14 protein-coding genes are annotated in these 14,953 nt (G+C 37.8%); 6 read left to right on the forward strand and 8 right to left on the reverse strand.

Annotation, left to right across the window (positions count from 1 at the left end):
* Window positions 1-83 precede the first annotated feature (83 nt).
* Both H6G59_RS02845 and H6G59_RS02850 read right to left on the reverse strand, forming a co-directional pair.
* Entirely contained in the window at window positions 84-539 is a 456-nt protein-coding gene (locus tag H6G59_RS02845) for a pentapeptide repeat-containing protein (RefSeq protein ID WP_190711659.1), read from the reverse strand.
* 294 nt (window positions 540-833) lie between these two features.
* The gene (locus H6G59_RS02850) at window positions 834-1,715 is read right to left on the reverse strand and encodes an alpha/beta fold hydrolase (RefSeq protein WP_190711660.1); all 882 of its coding nucleotides are present in this window, start codon (window positions 1,713-1,715) and stop codon (window positions 834-836) included.
* A 145-nt stretch (window positions 1,716-1,860) separates the two neighbouring features.
* Between H6G59_RS02850 and H6G59_RS02855 the strand changes: the two genes are divergently transcribed.
* Together H6G59_RS02855 and H6G59_RS02860 are read left to right on the forward strand one after the other, a co-directional pair.
* Window positions 1,861-2,277: a C6orf136 family protein gene (locus H6G59_RS02855; protein WP_339327921.1), complete on the forward strand. Its 417-nt coding sequence runs from the start codon at window positions 1,861-1,863 to the stop codon at window positions 2,275-2,277.
* A gap of 66 nt (window positions 2,278-2,343) precedes the next feature.
* The gene (locus H6G59_RS02860; RefSeq protein ID WP_190711662.1) at window positions 2,344-2,775 is read left to right on the forward strand and encodes a DUF29 domain-containing protein; all 432 of its coding nucleotides are present in this window, start codon (window positions 2,344-2,346) and stop codon (window positions 2,773-2,775) included.
* 258 nt (window positions 2,776-3,033) lie between these two features.
* Here the strand turns inward: H6G59_RS02860 and H6G59_RS02865 are convergent, their stop codons facing one another.
* The 3 genes from H6G59_RS02865 to uvrA form a co-directional block, all read right to left on the reverse strand.
* A complete protein-coding gene (locus H6G59_RS02865) occupies window positions 3,034-4,155 on the reverse strand; it encodes a PIN domain-containing protein (protein WP_242038762.1) in 1,122 nt (373 codons plus the stop codon).
* 122 nt (window positions 4,156-4,277) lie between these two features.
* Window positions 4,278-4,709: a DUF29 family protein gene (locus H6G59_RS02870; RefSeq protein WP_190711663.1), complete on the reverse strand. Its 432-nt coding sequence runs from the start codon at window positions 4,707-4,709 to the stop codon at window positions 4,278-4,280.
* Between the two features lie 229 nt (window positions 4,710-4,938).
* A complete protein-coding gene (gene uvrA / locus H6G59_RS02875) occupies window positions 4,939-7,881 on the reverse strand; it encodes an excinuclease ABC subunit UvrA (protein WP_190711664.1) in 2,943 nt (980 codons plus the stop codon).
* 123 nt (window positions 7,882-8,004) lie between these two features.
* On the opposite strand from uvrA, the gene H6G59_RS27210 reads away from it, so the two are divergent.
* Window positions 8,005-8,169: a hypothetical protein gene (locus H6G59_RS27210; protein ID WP_242038763.1), complete on the forward strand. Its 165-nt coding sequence runs from the start codon at window positions 8,005-8,007 to the stop codon at window positions 8,167-8,169.
* A gap of 93 nt (window positions 8,170-8,262) precedes the next feature.
* Complete coding sequence (locus tag H6G59_RS27215) at window positions 8,263-8,592, forward strand: Uma2 family endonuclease (RefSeq protein ID WP_242038764.1); 330 nt, start codon at window positions 8,263-8,265, stop codon at window positions 8,590-8,592.
* A 26-nt stretch (window positions 8,593-8,618) separates the two neighbouring features.
* On the opposite strand, the gene H6G59_RS02885 is transcribed toward H6G59_RS27215, so the two are convergent.
* Together H6G59_RS02885 and H6G59_RS02890 are read right to left on the reverse strand one after the other, a co-directional pair.
* On the reverse strand, window positions 8,619-9,662 hold the full coding sequence (locus H6G59_RS02885) for a serine/threonine protein kinase (protein WP_339327922.1): 1,044 nt from the start codon (window positions 9,660-9,662) through the stop codon (window positions 8,619-8,621).
* Between the two features lie 190 nt (window positions 9,663-9,852).
* Window positions 9,853-10,740: an alpha/beta fold hydrolase gene (locus H6G59_RS02890; RefSeq protein WP_190711666.1), complete on the reverse strand. Its 888-nt coding sequence runs from the start codon at window positions 10,738-10,740 to the stop codon at window positions 9,853-9,855.
* 194 nt (window positions 10,741-10,934) lie between these two features.
* Between H6G59_RS02890 and H6G59_RS02895 the strand changes: the two genes are divergently transcribed.
* On the forward strand, window positions 10,935-12,464 hold the full coding sequence (locus tag H6G59_RS02895; RefSeq protein ID WP_190711667.1) for an S-layer homology domain-containing protein: 1,530 nt from the start codon (window positions 10,935-10,937) through the stop codon (window positions 12,462-12,464).
* 184 nt (window positions 12,465-12,648) lie between these two features.
* Here the strand turns inward: H6G59_RS02895 and H6G59_RS02900 are convergent, their stop codons facing one another.
* Window positions 12,649-13,650 (reverse strand): mechanosensitive ion channel family protein, encoded by a 1,002-nt coding sequence (locus H6G59_RS02900; RefSeq protein ID WP_190711668.1) that lies wholly within the window; start codon window positions 13,648-13,650, stop codon window positions 12,649-12,651.
* A 346-nt stretch (window positions 13,651-13,996) separates the two neighbouring features.
* Between H6G59_RS02900 and H6G59_RS02905 the strand changes: the two genes are divergently transcribed.
* Window positions 13,997-14,914: a histone deacetylase family protein gene (locus tag H6G59_RS02905; protein WP_190711669.1), complete on the forward strand. Its 918-nt coding sequence runs from the start codon at window positions 13,997-13,999 to the stop codon at window positions 14,912-14,914.
* Window positions 14,915-14,953 lie beyond the last annotated feature (39 nt).

The following is a 14,953-nucleotide window of genomic DNA, read 5'->3' on the forward strand; positions in this document are numbered from 1 at the left end:
AAAATATGATTGAGTTTTGACTCTGTGAATGCTTATCAAGCATATGGTGCAGAACTTAAATCCTGTCAGGAAACTGATAACTGTTAATCCCAGTCAGGAATTACAGCGTCTTCTCCACCAATACCGATGCCAGTGTTATATATTTCAGCATCAGTGATGGTTAAGTTATTCATTGATGCTTGATAGACGTTGGAATCATTGATAGTCGCACTGGTGAGATTTACACCATTGAGATTGGCTTGCTTCAAATTCACGTTAGTGACAAAAGCTGATGTTAAATTAGCACCGGCTAAATTTGCTCCAGTCAGGTCAGCACCTTCAAGGTTAGCGTCTGTTAAGTTAGCTCCTTGGAGATTTGCTCCTCGTAAATCTGCACCAATTAAATGAGCGCCACTGAGATTTACTCCTGATAAATTGCACTTGATGCATTCCCTAGTTGACAATAGCTTCTGTAAATCTTGCGTATTCCCAGCTTGAACTGAGTTAGCTAAAAATAGGGGAGCGACTAAGGCTATAACTGCTAATAGCTGGCGTTTCATAATTTTTTCCCCCTTTTGGTATGGAGTAGCATCCGTTCTTTCCCTCACTACTTTATTATCTCACTAAATGGCTGAGGGATGCTGATTTACTTCACAATATAGATGTGATGTTTCACAAATTGGCTATTAAGGCTAAAACTATTATGGTGCTTAGGTTTGAGCTATGTTTAATTCCTGATTTTAGGTAAATTACCTCTATTAAATTTAGTGTTAAATATTTTGAAGTTGATTTACATAGCATAGTTTAGCTTGAGTAGTAAATGAGTATTTTATCCTATGAAAAAGCTTTTTTATTTAAGAGTTAGTACTATTTTTTTGCCGCAGAAATTCTTGCATATACTCTGTCACTAATTCTGGCTGTTCTTGCTGTACCCAATGACCAGAATTAGGAATATATTTGATTTGTAAATTCCTGACATATTCTTCTGTTCCATAGGTTAGTTCTTTACCCAGTGCGGTGTCATGTTCTCCCCAAATCATCAAAGTGGGAACTTCGAGAATAGTCCAATTTTTATGTGGTTTTAACTGAGAAAACAGATTGCGATAATAGTTCAACATCGCTGTGAGTGCGCCACGTTTAGCAGCAGCATCTTTATAAGCTTCAATATCTGCTGTTGTGAAGGCATTTTTATTGAAAGCTGTACCTTGAATAGCTTTGGCTATGGCTTCATAGTCTGAGGCTTGAAGGAGTAGTTCGGGAATCAAAGGGAATTGAAATAGGAAAATGTAGTAGCTGCGTAATAGTTGCTGGGGTGTACTTAAGCCTTGGGAAAATTTGGCGGGATGGGGGAGGTTGAGTATAATTAATTTTTCTACCATATCTGAGTGAGCGTAGGCAAAATTCCAAGCGATCGCACCACCCCAATCGTGAGCAACTAAAATACAACTTTCGTATCCTAATCCCCGAATTACTCCCTCAATGTCTTTGACAAATTCATCCATGACATAAGCTGATTTTGCTTGGGGTTTATCGCTGTCGTTATAGCCACGTAAATCAACAGCAACAACTTGATAATTTTGAGAAAATTCGGGAATTTGATGTCGCCAAGAATACCAAAACTCAGGAAAACCATGTAGCATTAACATTAAGGGGCCTTCCCCTTGAGTAACGTAGTGCAGTTTGATGCCGTTGGTGGTTATATAGGCGTGTGTCCAAGAATTTTCGATAATAGACATAGAATTTAACTAAATTACTGAAATTGTTAGCCAAAGCGATTATACAGAGCATTTTTTAGAAAAACATCTATTAAAAGTTATGGTGTAAATGAGTAAAGTATAAATCTGTGGTGTCTAGAAAAATTCTTAAGGTATAGAATCAGTGGTGAAATTTCAAATTGAAAGGATAATTACAACTCTCAAACAGGATTTACCGACATTGTTTGAGTCAGATATTTCTTATGATATCTATACACAAGATATCTTTTTTCGTGACCCGGTAAATAAATTTAAGGGTAAGTTTAATTATCGGATTATTTTTTGGACTTTGCGGTTTCACGCGCAGTTATTTTTTACGGAAATTGCTTTTGATTTACATGATGTTTCTCAGTCTGAGGAAGATACGATTTTAGCAAAGTGGACTGTGCGCGGGGTTTTGCGGGTTCCTTGGAAAGCGCGTTTGTTTTTTAATGGCTATTCGACTTATAAGTTGAATGATGAGGGTTTGATTTATGAGCATATTGATACTTGGGATAGGGAACCGGGGGAGATTTTAAGGCAGTTTTTTAGGAAGGGGGCTTAGTTTCACCCATAGACGAACAAAATGCAAAGATTGTAAAATTGATGAATAACGCTCAGGATAAAACCAATGAATACACTCTACAATTCTGACTTTTACGGGTGGACAAAAGAACAAGCACAATTACTACGAGAGGAAAAATGGGAAACAGTAGATAAGCTAAACTTAATTGAGGAGATAGAAGCTTTGGGAAGACAAGAACGAAGGGAGTTAGTTAACCGTTTAGGATTGTTATTGGCGCATTTACTTAAATGGCAGTATCAACCAGACAAACGCAGTAATAGTTGGTTAGCAACTATCCGAGAACAACGCAGTCAAGTAATGCGACTATTAGCAGATAGTCCGAGTTTAAAATCTTATTTAGAAGAAGCTTTTCAATTAAGTTATGAAGATGGGATTAACTTAGCTGTTAAAGAGACCAATTTAGTTTATGAAACCTTCCCAGAAAGTTGTAATTATTCAATTACACAAATATTAGATGCTGAGTTTTTACCAGAATGAGTGAGATGGTGATTAATGGTGAGGTAGAAGTGACGAGAGAATAATGAGGGTTTGATTGATGAGCATATTGATACTTGGGATAGGAAAGTGGGAGTGATTTTGCGTTGGTCTTGGGGGTGGGTGGTGATTGAACCACGAAGACGCGTTCACGGAGTGTGCCGTAGGCATAGGGCGCGAAGAAAGAGAGGAAGAAGAAAAATTGTAAACAATACTGTCCAAAGCCAAAAATCAGAATTTTAAATTTTTGGCTTGCTTACTTTACTCTAATGCCGCTAGTTTTTCTTCAGCAAGACGTTGCGCTCTTTGCAAATTTATGAGTTTTTCTTCAATGTCATACTCTTCCATTTTGCCAAAAATAGATTTATGAAAAGGAAACTGTAATTTTTTTAGTTTGATTTGAAGTAAAGCTTGATCTTCTTTTACTATTTGCAGTTCTTTTTTTAGTTCTTCTTTAGTAGACAAGTTTTGTTCTGTAAGTAATGGTTTCGATTCTAAATCCTGTCCCCTAATTTCTCTAGCTTCCTCAATTACTTCTGGCTGTTCTGAAAGATTTAGAAATTTCTGAGCGTAATCTAAAAATCTATCAGCTGAATACATATAAAATCTAACGCCAGCTTCAGTTCGCATTTCTTCTACTAACTCCGGTCTTGGGCTGACAGTTTTTCTATCATGTTTTAGCCACCAGTCTTGTTTGTTATCATCTGTCACAAAGATTAGAGATTTTTTCTCAGATTTGGCATAATCAATCAATTGTCGCCAAATCACAACATCACCATATTTATCAGGTGCTGGTTTTTCTTTAGCATCTTCATATCCTGGAGGTACTGAATCTTTAAATCTTTGTTCAGCATCTTTATGAATTTCTTTTAATTTGTCTTTAATATATGGTTGACCAATCTTGCCATTTATAATGGCTATTAATTTATCCCATAGATCATCACTTTCAAGATAATTTGGATGTGCTTGCTTCTTAACTTGTAAATCATCTTCAATTTTTTTAATCACTAGTTCAATATCTTCTATAATTTTATTTACATCAATAAAAGGATGTCTTTTAAAATTCTTGAATAGCGGATCTTTTAATGCTCCTATAGCTAGATTTTTATCCAAGATAGTTTGAATTTCTTTGTAAGCTCCTGACTGATCAGATATTACGGTTAAGCGATTCTTATGAATCTCGTAAGCTACCTGATGTGGAATCCAGATTCTTTCCTGAAACTTTTGGAGAATATCAAACAATCTTTCTCTTGTTTTAGGAGAGTAACGATAAATATGTAATAAAACATTTGTATCGAATGAAAAAATACATTTTTCCCATAGTTCAGCAAACTCTTCCTCTGTGGGTTGATAATAGCCAGGGAATAAATCACGCATATTCATTTTTTGGTAATTTCCTAAGAGATGCTTACAGTATAGTGCGTATCCATATCAGCCTAACACGCAACCTGTAAAAAATCACTTTTTGCAAAATCCCTACGCTTTTTTCTTTGCGCGAAATAAAATTAATTCTCTCCTCCCAAAATCAAAACCATAGCTTCCCGAATCACCTCATCCTGATTTACTAAATTCCCCAATTCATCTGCTGCATATCTCCCTTCAAAAGCCTCCAAAGCCGCTTTTCTCAAAGCCGACTCATAAGCATCTTGCAAAGTTTCCAATAACTCATCTTCCGTCAAATAACAACCCTTAGCCTTTGGGCGTTGATTAGTGCGTTGAATTTGCTTAACAGAATTAAAAATAGAAGTTTCCCAAGACCTAGTAGAACGTTTTTCAGCCGCTTGTTTAATCAAGTGCAATAAAACAATCATCCCATAACTAAAAATCTTATTTAATTTATCCGACTTACTCATTTCCTCCAACTCTTCTACCAATTCCAAAGCTTCTGAAATCTTCCCCTCATGCAACAATTCCTTTAAAGTCAATAATTCTTCCATAGTCTGCCACTCTTTCACCGAGCATTTATATTATAAATTAACTTCTTTCTTCGTTTGCGCCTTTGCGCCTTTGCGTGAGACATAAAAATCTTCAACATTATCTTAATCAAAATTTCACTCGTTCCCATGCTCTGCGTGGGAATGCATATCTAGAGGCTCTGCCTCTAAAATACAGGAGGTAGAACCTCAAAGAAGGCATTCCCAGTCTGGAGACTGGGAACGAGATCATTCAAACAACTGCCGGATATTGCTTCAACACCTGCTGTAAATATTGCCCAGTATATGATCGCTGATTCTTCGCCACATCTTCTGGCGTTCCTACTGCGATTATTTCTCCTCCCTTATCTCCACCTTCTGGCCCCAAATCTATTACCCAGTCAGAACAACGAATCACATCTAAATTATGTTCAATTACTAAAATCGAATTTCCTTTATCCACCAATCTTTGTAAAACATCTAATAATTTGTGGACATCATAAAAAGATAAACCTGTGGTTGGTTCATCTATTAAATATAAAGTCTTCCCTGTGGCACGTCGAGATAATTCTGTTGCTAATTTCACCCGTTGGGCTTCTCCACCCGATAATGTTGTGGCTGGTTGTCCTAACTGCACATAACCTAAACCAACATCAACTAAAGTTTGTAATCTCGTCACTGCTTTGGGAATGTTTTGACAAAATTCTAATGCTTCTTCAACCGTCATATTCAAAACATCAGAAATTGATTTATCCTTATATTTAACTTGTAAGGTTTCCCGGTTATATCTCGCACCTTTACAAATTTCACACTGCACATAAACGTCAGGGAGAAAGTTCATTTCAATGACATTCACACCTTGTCCGCTACAAGCTTCGCAACGTCCACCTTTAACGTTGAAAGAAAATTGTCCAGGTTTATAACCTCTGGTTTTGGCTTCGATAGTTTGGGAAAAGACATCGCGGATGATATCGAACACACCTGTGTAAGTTGCGGGGTTAGAGCGGGGAGTTCTGCCAATGGGTGATTGGTCGATAACGATCGCTTTATCAACGGAGTTTAAACCTTTGATTTCATCGATATCTTTAGGTAAAGGAGCTTTTTTCAGTAAATGATGTTGTAATGCTGGATAAAGTAATTCGTTAATTAAGGTAGATTTTCCCGAACCAGAAACACCAGTAACAGAGACAAGTTTCCCTAAGGGAATTTCGACATCGATATTTTGTAAGTTGTTGCGACGAGCATTTCTAATAGTTAAAGTCCGTCCGTTTCCTTCCCTTCGTTCTGCTGGGGTATTTATGACTCTTCTTCCTGATAAGTAAGCACCGGTTAAAGAATCTTCGGCATTGAGTAAGTTCTCTAAACTCCCTTGAGAAATAATATTTCCCCCATGAATTCCAGCACCAGGACCGATATCAACTATATAGTTAGCTGCGCGAATAGTTTCTTCGTCATGTTCAACGACTATTAATGTATTTCCTAAATCGCGTAATTTGGTTAATGTTTTCAGCAATCTGCCGTTATCTCTTTGATGTAAACCAATGCTGGGTTCGTCTAAAACGTAAAGAACTCCTGTTAGTCCCGAACCGATTTGTGTGGCGAGACGAATGCGTTGAGCTTCTCCGCCTGATAATGTCATGGCGGGACGATCTAAGGTGAGATAATCTAAGCCGACATCTAATAAAAATTGTAATCTGGCTTTAACTTCTCGGAGAACTAAATCAGCAATTTGCGTTTGGCGCGGACTCAATTCTAAATTTTCTACTCTTTCTCGACATTGCCGAATGGAAACGCTGGTTAAATCTAAAATTCCAAATTGTCCTAACTTCACTGCTAAGGCTTCGGGTTTTAATCTTTTTCCTCCACACACTTCACAAGGTTGGTCAATTAAATATTCTTCTAACTTCTGCTTAACTAACTCGGTTCCGCCTTCATATTGGCGTTGCAAAATGGGAATTACACCTTTGAAAATCTGCTTTTTCCCTTCTGGGGTTTTCTTGTCTTCTTCCCCATACAAGACAATTTTTTGCTGTTCCGGTGTCAACTTACCCCATTGTGTCTGCAACTCAAACCCATAAGTTTGTCCCAGACTATAAAGCAACTCCAAATAATAGGAGTTTTCCTTTTCTGACCAAGGGGCAATTGCCGCATACATGGGCGCATCTGGGTTAGGTACGACCAATTCCTGGGAAAATCTTTTTAAGGTGCCAATACCGTGACAATGGGGACAAGCACCATAAGGTGAATTAAAAGAAAACAAACGTGGTGATAATTCTTCCATTACCGCACCATGTTCTGGACAAGCAAAGTTTTCTGAAAACACCATTTCTACAGGTGATTCTTGTTCGGAAATACCTTGATTTTCTCCTGGGGTTGCTATATACTTACTATCAGACCGCTCTAGCGCTGCCTTATTAACTGTGTCATTTAATACTTCAATTATAGCAATACCGTGAGATTGCTTAAGACAAGTAGAAAGAGAATCGACTAAACGCTCTTGAATTCCAGCTTTTTTAACTAAACGGTCAATAACCAGTTCTATAGTATGTGTGATATTTTTATCTAATTCGATGGAATCTGATAGCTCTCGAACCTCTCCATTTACCCTCACGCGCGTAAATCCTTGGGACGATAAACCAGATAAAAGTTTGCGGTGAGTCCCCTTTTTACCTCGGACGACAGGAGCGAGAATTTGGAACCGGGTGCGATCGCTCAATTCCATGATCCGATCGCACATCTGGTCAATGGTTTGGGGAGCAATACAGCGATCGCACATGGGACAATGAGGTTCACCAGCCCGACCAAACAACAATCGCAGATAATCATAAATTTCCGTCACCGTCCCCACGGTAGAACGAGGATTATGGGAAGTTGATTTTTGGTCAATGGAAATTGCCGGACTTAAACCTTCAATTGCTTCCACATCCGGTTTATCCAACTGACCCAAAAATTGTCTGGCATAGGCGCTCAGAGATTCCACATAACGCCGCTGTCCTTCGGCGAAAATGGTATCAAACGCCAAAGAAGATTTACCCGAACCAGAAACGCCTGTAAAGACAATCAAGCGATCGCGTGGCAACTCCAAATCAATATTTTTCAGATTATGCTGCCTAGCACCGCGAATGCGAATAGTATTCTGGCTGTTGTTTGGATACGGAAGACTACCGTTTAAAGATGCTGCTAGGTTTTCTGACATATTGACAGGCTGAAGGAATGTTGCACAGTGAAACAGTTCTTCATAATACTATTTTTATTCAGGTTATGCTACAAAAGTATGTCCCTAATATTTCCTAAATTTGCTAGATAATTACAGAAAATCTTGCTGAGGATAGAGTTATGGTTTCGCAAATTACCGCACCAGCCCAGCCAGAAGTCATTTATCCTGATTAATAATACGATTCAGTTTCGCATTCTTGTAGAAATTCAGCAAAATTTAGATTGGCTGTTTGCTGATGACCCAAATGTGTTTGTTGCGGGAGATTGATTTTGGTATCCCGTTGAGGGAAAAAATACCATCGTTAACGCTCCTGATGTCTTGGTTGTTTTGGGTAGACCAAAAGGCGATAGACTTTCCTATATGCAATGGAAAGAAGCGGGTATCCCTCCCCAAATCGTGTTTGAAATTCTTTCTCCTATTAACACGAAAACGGAAATGGAGAAAAAATTACTTTTCTATGACCGTTATGGGGTAGAAGAATATTATATCTATGATCCTGAAAAAAATAATTTACAAGGTTGGTTAAGAGGTGAAGATGGTTTAGATATCATCTCCCAAATGGTAGATTTTGTAAGTCCACGTTTAAAAATTCGCGAGGAAGTGGAAGCAACTATTCAAAGATTAAACGCAGATGGACGCAGATATAGCTTGCTTCCCGCAGGGTACGCAGATAATTTTGTACTTCATTAGACTAGGAAATGCTATGTCGTTGGCAACTAATTACTCCTACTTGGTTCTTCTACATTAGTAAAATTTTGTATTTCTATTGAATTAGCAGCATCACCAGGTTGAGAAACTATCAAAGTTATTGCCAACACAGCTAATATTATTGCTAAAGTTACCAAACCTAATATTATTATATTTTTTTTCGGTTGCATTGCGGCAACTAAATAATCTCTCTTTTTCCTTGAACCAATTACTCGAATTGGTTCAAGTGCTTGTAAAGCAACAGAGGCATTAGCATAACGACGCTTGCGGTTAGGTTCTACCATTTTCTTTAACCATAGCCTAAACTGTGAACTTATCTGGGGAAGTAATTTCTGAAAATTAAAGCGATAGTTATCATCAATTAATTGACCGATATCCACAGAACGAGTATTTGTGAATAAGCAAATGAGAGTTGCACCTAAACTATATAAATCTGAAGCTGCTGTTAACTCATGACCACATTGTTCTTCTGGTGGCATAAAACCGGGAGTACCTGCAACTAAAGTACTGAAATCTATCTTGGTATTTTGTAACCTTGCTAAACCAAAATCAACTAAATAAGCATTTAAATGCTCATCTACCAAAATATTATCAGGTTTTATATCCCGATGAATAATAGGAGAAACTTGCTGTTGTAGATAAACCAAAATTTCTAAAATCGACAAAGAAATTTTCTTGATTTCTTGCGGGTTAAATCTACGTTTTAATCCTAAAGATGGAGCATCTTTATATTCTAGTATCAGACAAAAAAAACCCGGTTTTTCAAAACAATCTATATAACGGGGGATGCGGGGATGATTCAGTTGTTGAAGTATTTGAATTTCCCGTTCATAAGCTTTCACTCCCGACCAGTCAGCAGTCGTATTTGCACAACAAAATTCTTTAATTACTACTTTTTTTTGAGAGTTAATTTCCTTTGCTAAGTAAGTAATGCGTCCTCCTTCTAGGTTACGTCCCAATTCTCTAATTACTTGATAGCCTGCTGCGGAAAAATCTGGATGATAATTACAGGGAATTGTCCCTTCATATTCATGACTTATGTCAAGGTCAATCATACAACTCATATCAGGAGAATATTGTCAATATATAAATTGAAAAAAATATCATCCCTATAAGTAATGGATAATTTTTTCTCTAATTACCAATTACCTATTGCCCATCACCAATTCCAGAAGGTTTTTGTGTTTTACCCTAACTACACCAAGACGCAAATATTTGCAATGGGTCTTGGTGAGAAATAAATTATCTTTTTTGCGCTAACCAATCAATAATCTGAACATTGACAACACCTGGAACTTCATCATGGGGACAATGACCGGCACCGGGAATGGGAACAATTTTGATGTCTTTGCCATTTTCACACGCCTCTTCGTAAATCTTGGCCCCTGTAATTGGTATCCAGGGATCATTTGCACCCCAAATTACTAGTAAAGGACATTCTAACTTAGGCAATAGCTCTTCTGGGGAAGGCCCGGGAGGTGCTGTGAGGATAGAAGCAAAAACTTGTTGTGCGCCTGGATCACAGGATGGAGTATAAAGTAAATCAACAAGTTCATCGGTTACAGCATTGCGATCGCCATAAACTTGATACAATGTGCGACGAATCTGTGATTTTTGGCGAATGCGGTTAAAGAGGAATTTACCAGTTATGGGGTTAGCTACCAACTTGTTAAAAGTCCCCATAACAACTCGTAGAACTGGGTTCAATTCATGGGCACGGTGACTCAAACCCCCCGCAGAGTTAATTAACACACCCCCAGCCGCAATTTCCGGGTATTTGGTGAGAACCATTAAACTCAAAAGTGCGCCAATGGAATTTCCTATCAATACCGTTGGTTCTTGAATATGTGCATTCCAGAAATCTTTTAATAGTTCTGCCCAGACTTCCATGCTATAATCTATAGCTGCTTTATCAGAACCACCAAAACCCAATAAATCCACAGCAAAAACCCGATAACCAGCATCAGCTAAAACCGGGATATTTTTGCGCCAGTGACCAATGGAAGCACCAAAACCGTGAATTAGCAGCAGCGGCTTTCCTACACCCATGACAGTGTACTGAATTTTGTAATCTCGCCAAATCCAAACTTGTTTTTCAAATGTTGGTGACGGCTGGGTTGATATCGACATTAGTTAAGATTCCTAAAGTATTATTTCTTTATGGTAATCCTCCTGGCTATCTTGACAAAAAATTATGGAAAAAGCTATATATGGCGTACACTATCACCTGTAAGTTTCACCTAGCATCAAAACATTAATCAGTTAAGTAAGCTTATTACCTACTGAACATTCTAGGTGAATAGATACGGCGTGAAATAAATACAATGATTCTAAGTAGATTAACCCATTTTAGGAAAGCAGCTATTGCCTCAGTCGCTGTAATAGTCTTGTCGCCAACACATCCTACTTTGGCAGTATCAAATTTATTTGCTACAGTCGCATCACAACATAGCAATTATATTCAGCCGCTTTTAGCCCAAAAAACTCCTCCTGAAGATGTAGAAACAGACAGCACAACCCGCAGCAAACAGGAAACTGTGACTACGAGTTCTGTAAAAAGGGAAAAATCAGGATTTACTTTAGCTATTTGGCAACCAGGTGCTAACATTTCGGAAATAATCGCCCGTGTTTCTATTAAGGGTAAACATGGCAATAAATATTATCAAGAACGGTTTATAGGAGATTACAGATACAAAATCAAGCAGAAAGCCAAGTTTGTGAAGGGATTTAAATTGGGCGATCGCATCGTCGTCAGATTATATGATACCACAAACCGCTTCATTGGCTACACCGAATTTGCGTGTTTACCTGGTCATACAGCAGTCAACTTGATTTTATCTGCCAATCCGAGAGAATATCAAGTAGTTCGTGTCTTTTATGGTGTGGATGACAATGAAGATAGCATTGTTGACACTGATACTACCGCTTACGACTACTTCACCCAAGTTAGTAACCAAAAAGTGACTTTCCTGGAAAGTTCTGACAATATCAATATTACTCAGTACCAAGCCGCCGGCTTTGCCAAAGTTGCGTCAACTGGTGTGTATCCGGTATCATTTAGCGAAGGTGATTTTGCTTTAGTCGGTAAATCCATTAGCGTTTCTAATTCTAACTTAGCCAAAGCCTTAACAGCTGCCCCTGGCAGTTTGGTACAGTTGACTGCAATTGGGCAAAACTCCAACTTTGAACTCAGTCAATTATTAAGCAAGTATCGTCCCGTAGGTGTAGCGAAGGATATCCAAACATCATTTTCAGATATCTCCAAAGACTACTGGGCTAAAGATTATATTGCCGAATTGGCAGCAATGGAAATTATCGGCGGTTTTCCCGATGGTTCTTTTCGTCCTAATGCACCGGTAACACGCGCTGAATTTGCTGCCCTGTTGCAAAAAGTCTTTATCAAAAGTAAAGTCCGGCAAGCGATCGCATTTCGAGATGTTTCTAGCCGATATTGGGCTTATGATGCCATCCGCGAAACCTATGAAATGGGGTTTTTCACCATCCTGGGCAGCAGAAACTTTAACCCCACACAAAAGCTTTCTCGCCTAGATGTTTTGATCACATTGGCAAAAGGATTAAATTATAAATCCACCGGTTCCACAACCAAAATCCTCTCAATTTACAACGATGCTTCTAGCATTAGAAATGAACATCGTGATTTCATCGCTGCCATTACAGAAAATGGAGTAGTTGTCAACTATCCGAATATAAAATTGCTCAATGGTAAAAAAGTTGCCACCAGAGCAGAAGTTTGTGCTTTACTTTACAGAGCTATGGTTAGCGCTGGTGAAGTAGCAGATTTCGCCTCTAAATACACAATTAAACCCACACTCAAAAAAGATAACGAGGAATAATACTTAAACAATTCAAAATTCAAAACTCAACATTTCTAACTGTTATCCCATTCTTGTTAAGTAGGTGACGGGAAAAAACCGTAGACGCGGAGCGGCTTTTCGGAGAGTAATATGTAACAAAAAGTAAAACTCTTCTCTGTTCCCTGTTCCCTTGTCATAACGACAATTTTTAACGCCAACCTACTTATGGCATATAAATATCTCTGACAGGAAAAGGAATTTGAATTCCTTCTTTTTGATAACGTTTGTGTAATTTTTTGACAAACAAATGTTTTCCAATTCGTTGGTCAAAGAATTCACTAACACGCATATAAAGAGTAAAATCAATACTAAAATCATTAAAAGTATGAAATCTCAGATATGGCTCATTTTCAATTAACTTTGGGGCAATTTCTTGCATCACTTCTTTGGCAACTTCCACAGTCACTCTTTCCACCAGTTCCAAATCGCTATCATAACTAACACCCACATTCATTGTTAAAGTAATTTCTTTGGCTGGTAAATGATAATTAGTAAAAATTGCCGAAGCCAGCTTAGAATTAGGAACAATGATCACATTATTGGAAATTTCTTTGATCGTCGTATTCCGCCATGTAATATCCGTGACATACCCTTGATTCCCATCATCCAATTTCACATAATCTCCAGTTCTTACCTGCTTAGAGATAAGTAGATAAAAACCAGAAAATAAATTAGTCAGAGTATCTTGTAGTGCTAAACCAACCGCCAAACCACCAATTCCTAAAGTTGTAATAATGGGTGTAATTTCAATCCCCACCGTTTGCAATAAAATTAATGTTCCCAAAATCAAAACGCCAACTTTAGCCAAGTTAGAAATTAGTGATGTAGAAACTCCTTCCGTGCGACGAATAAATAAATTTACAAAACCAGCAGTCAATCTAGCCAAGACTAAAGTGACTGAATACAAGACAATAATGGTTAGAAGTTTTTGCAGAACATTAATAATATCTGGCTTGAGAGGAGAACTAATAATTGCCCAAAAAAAGCCTGCAACAACAAACCAAATAAAGGTCATTCTGTGCAGAGATTGAAATATAATCTGATTTCCAGGCACTTGTTTATTAGCGACAAATATTTTCAGTTTTTGGAAAACATATTTTTCACCAATTATTCCACCTAGTAAACCAGTCAAAACAAATACAATTGGTATAATCCATTGTGTCATAACTATTCGAGAATTAAGAACTTTAAATGTGCCTATTTAGAATTAGTGAATGATGCTGGCTAAATTTTACCTTGTTATTAGGCGTAGAATTTGATGGAGACAATTTTTTAGACATTGTATCAAATCAGATGGGAAAAATTTCAAGTTTCCACTAGAATTTATATATACTAGTAATTTACAAGAAAATTTTGACGCATTTGCGATAGTAGGATTACTTATCTGATTAGATTATGTTAATGACTGAAAAAATCTAACAAGTAAGTTCCACTGGATATCAATCTAGCGTAAGACAGATTTTTCTTACTTATCTTGAGTAATGATTGACTTGAAAATTTGCCGATAAACAATGAATTTGCCAATTATTTATCATAAAGATTATATTGCTCCTCTACCCCCAGGGCATCGCTTCCCGATGTCAAAATTTCGACAGCTGTATGAATTACTGTTAGCAGACGAGGTAGCATACTCAGAACAGATTCACATTCCTGAACGTCCACCGCAAGAATTAATTGAATTAATTCACACCCCCAGCTACGTCCAAAGTTACTGTGACGGAACCTTAGAACCCAAAGCACAGCGACGCATTGGTTTACCTTGGAGTCCAGCTTTAGCAAATCGTACCTGTGTCGCAGTCGGTGGAACCATCCTCACCGCCAAATTAGCAATAAGTCATGGTTTAGCTTGCAATACTGCTGGTGGAACTCATCATGCCTTTCCAAGTTATGGATCTGGTTTTTGTATTTTCAACGATTTAGCAGTTGCATCTCGCGTTGTGCAGAAATTAGGACTTGCTCAAAAAATCTTGATTGTAGATTTAGACGTACATCAAGGAGATGGAACAGCATTTATTTTTCAAAATGACGATAGCGTTTTCACATTTTCCATGCATTGCGAAGTCAACTTTCCGGATACAAAACAAAAAAGTGATTTAGATATTCCTTTACCAGTAGGAATAGAAGATGATATTTATTTGCAAGTACTAGCTCACTACTTACCAGACGTACTATCACAAGTCAAGCCAGATTTAGTTTTTTATGATGCAGGAGTGGACACCCATATAGCTGATAAACTTGGTAAATTAGCCTTAACTGACACAGGCATTTTCCGCAGAGAAATGCTGGTTTTAAATACCTGTGTAAGTGCAGGCTATCCAGTTGCGTGCGTCATCGGTGGAGGTTATGCAGATGATATGAAATCCCTCGTTTGGAGACACTCTCTATTACATCGAGCCGCAAGTCAAGTTTATCAACAATTTCGACTTTAACTCAAGAATACTTTCATGTGTTGATCTGCGCGTCTTTTC

Origin of the sequence: Anabaena lutea FACHB-196 (genome assembly GCF_014698305.1) — a bacterium.
GTDB classification, from domain to species: domain Bacteria; phylum Cyanobacteriota; class Cyanobacteriia; order Cyanobacteriales; family Nostocaceae; genus Anabaena; species Anabaena lutea.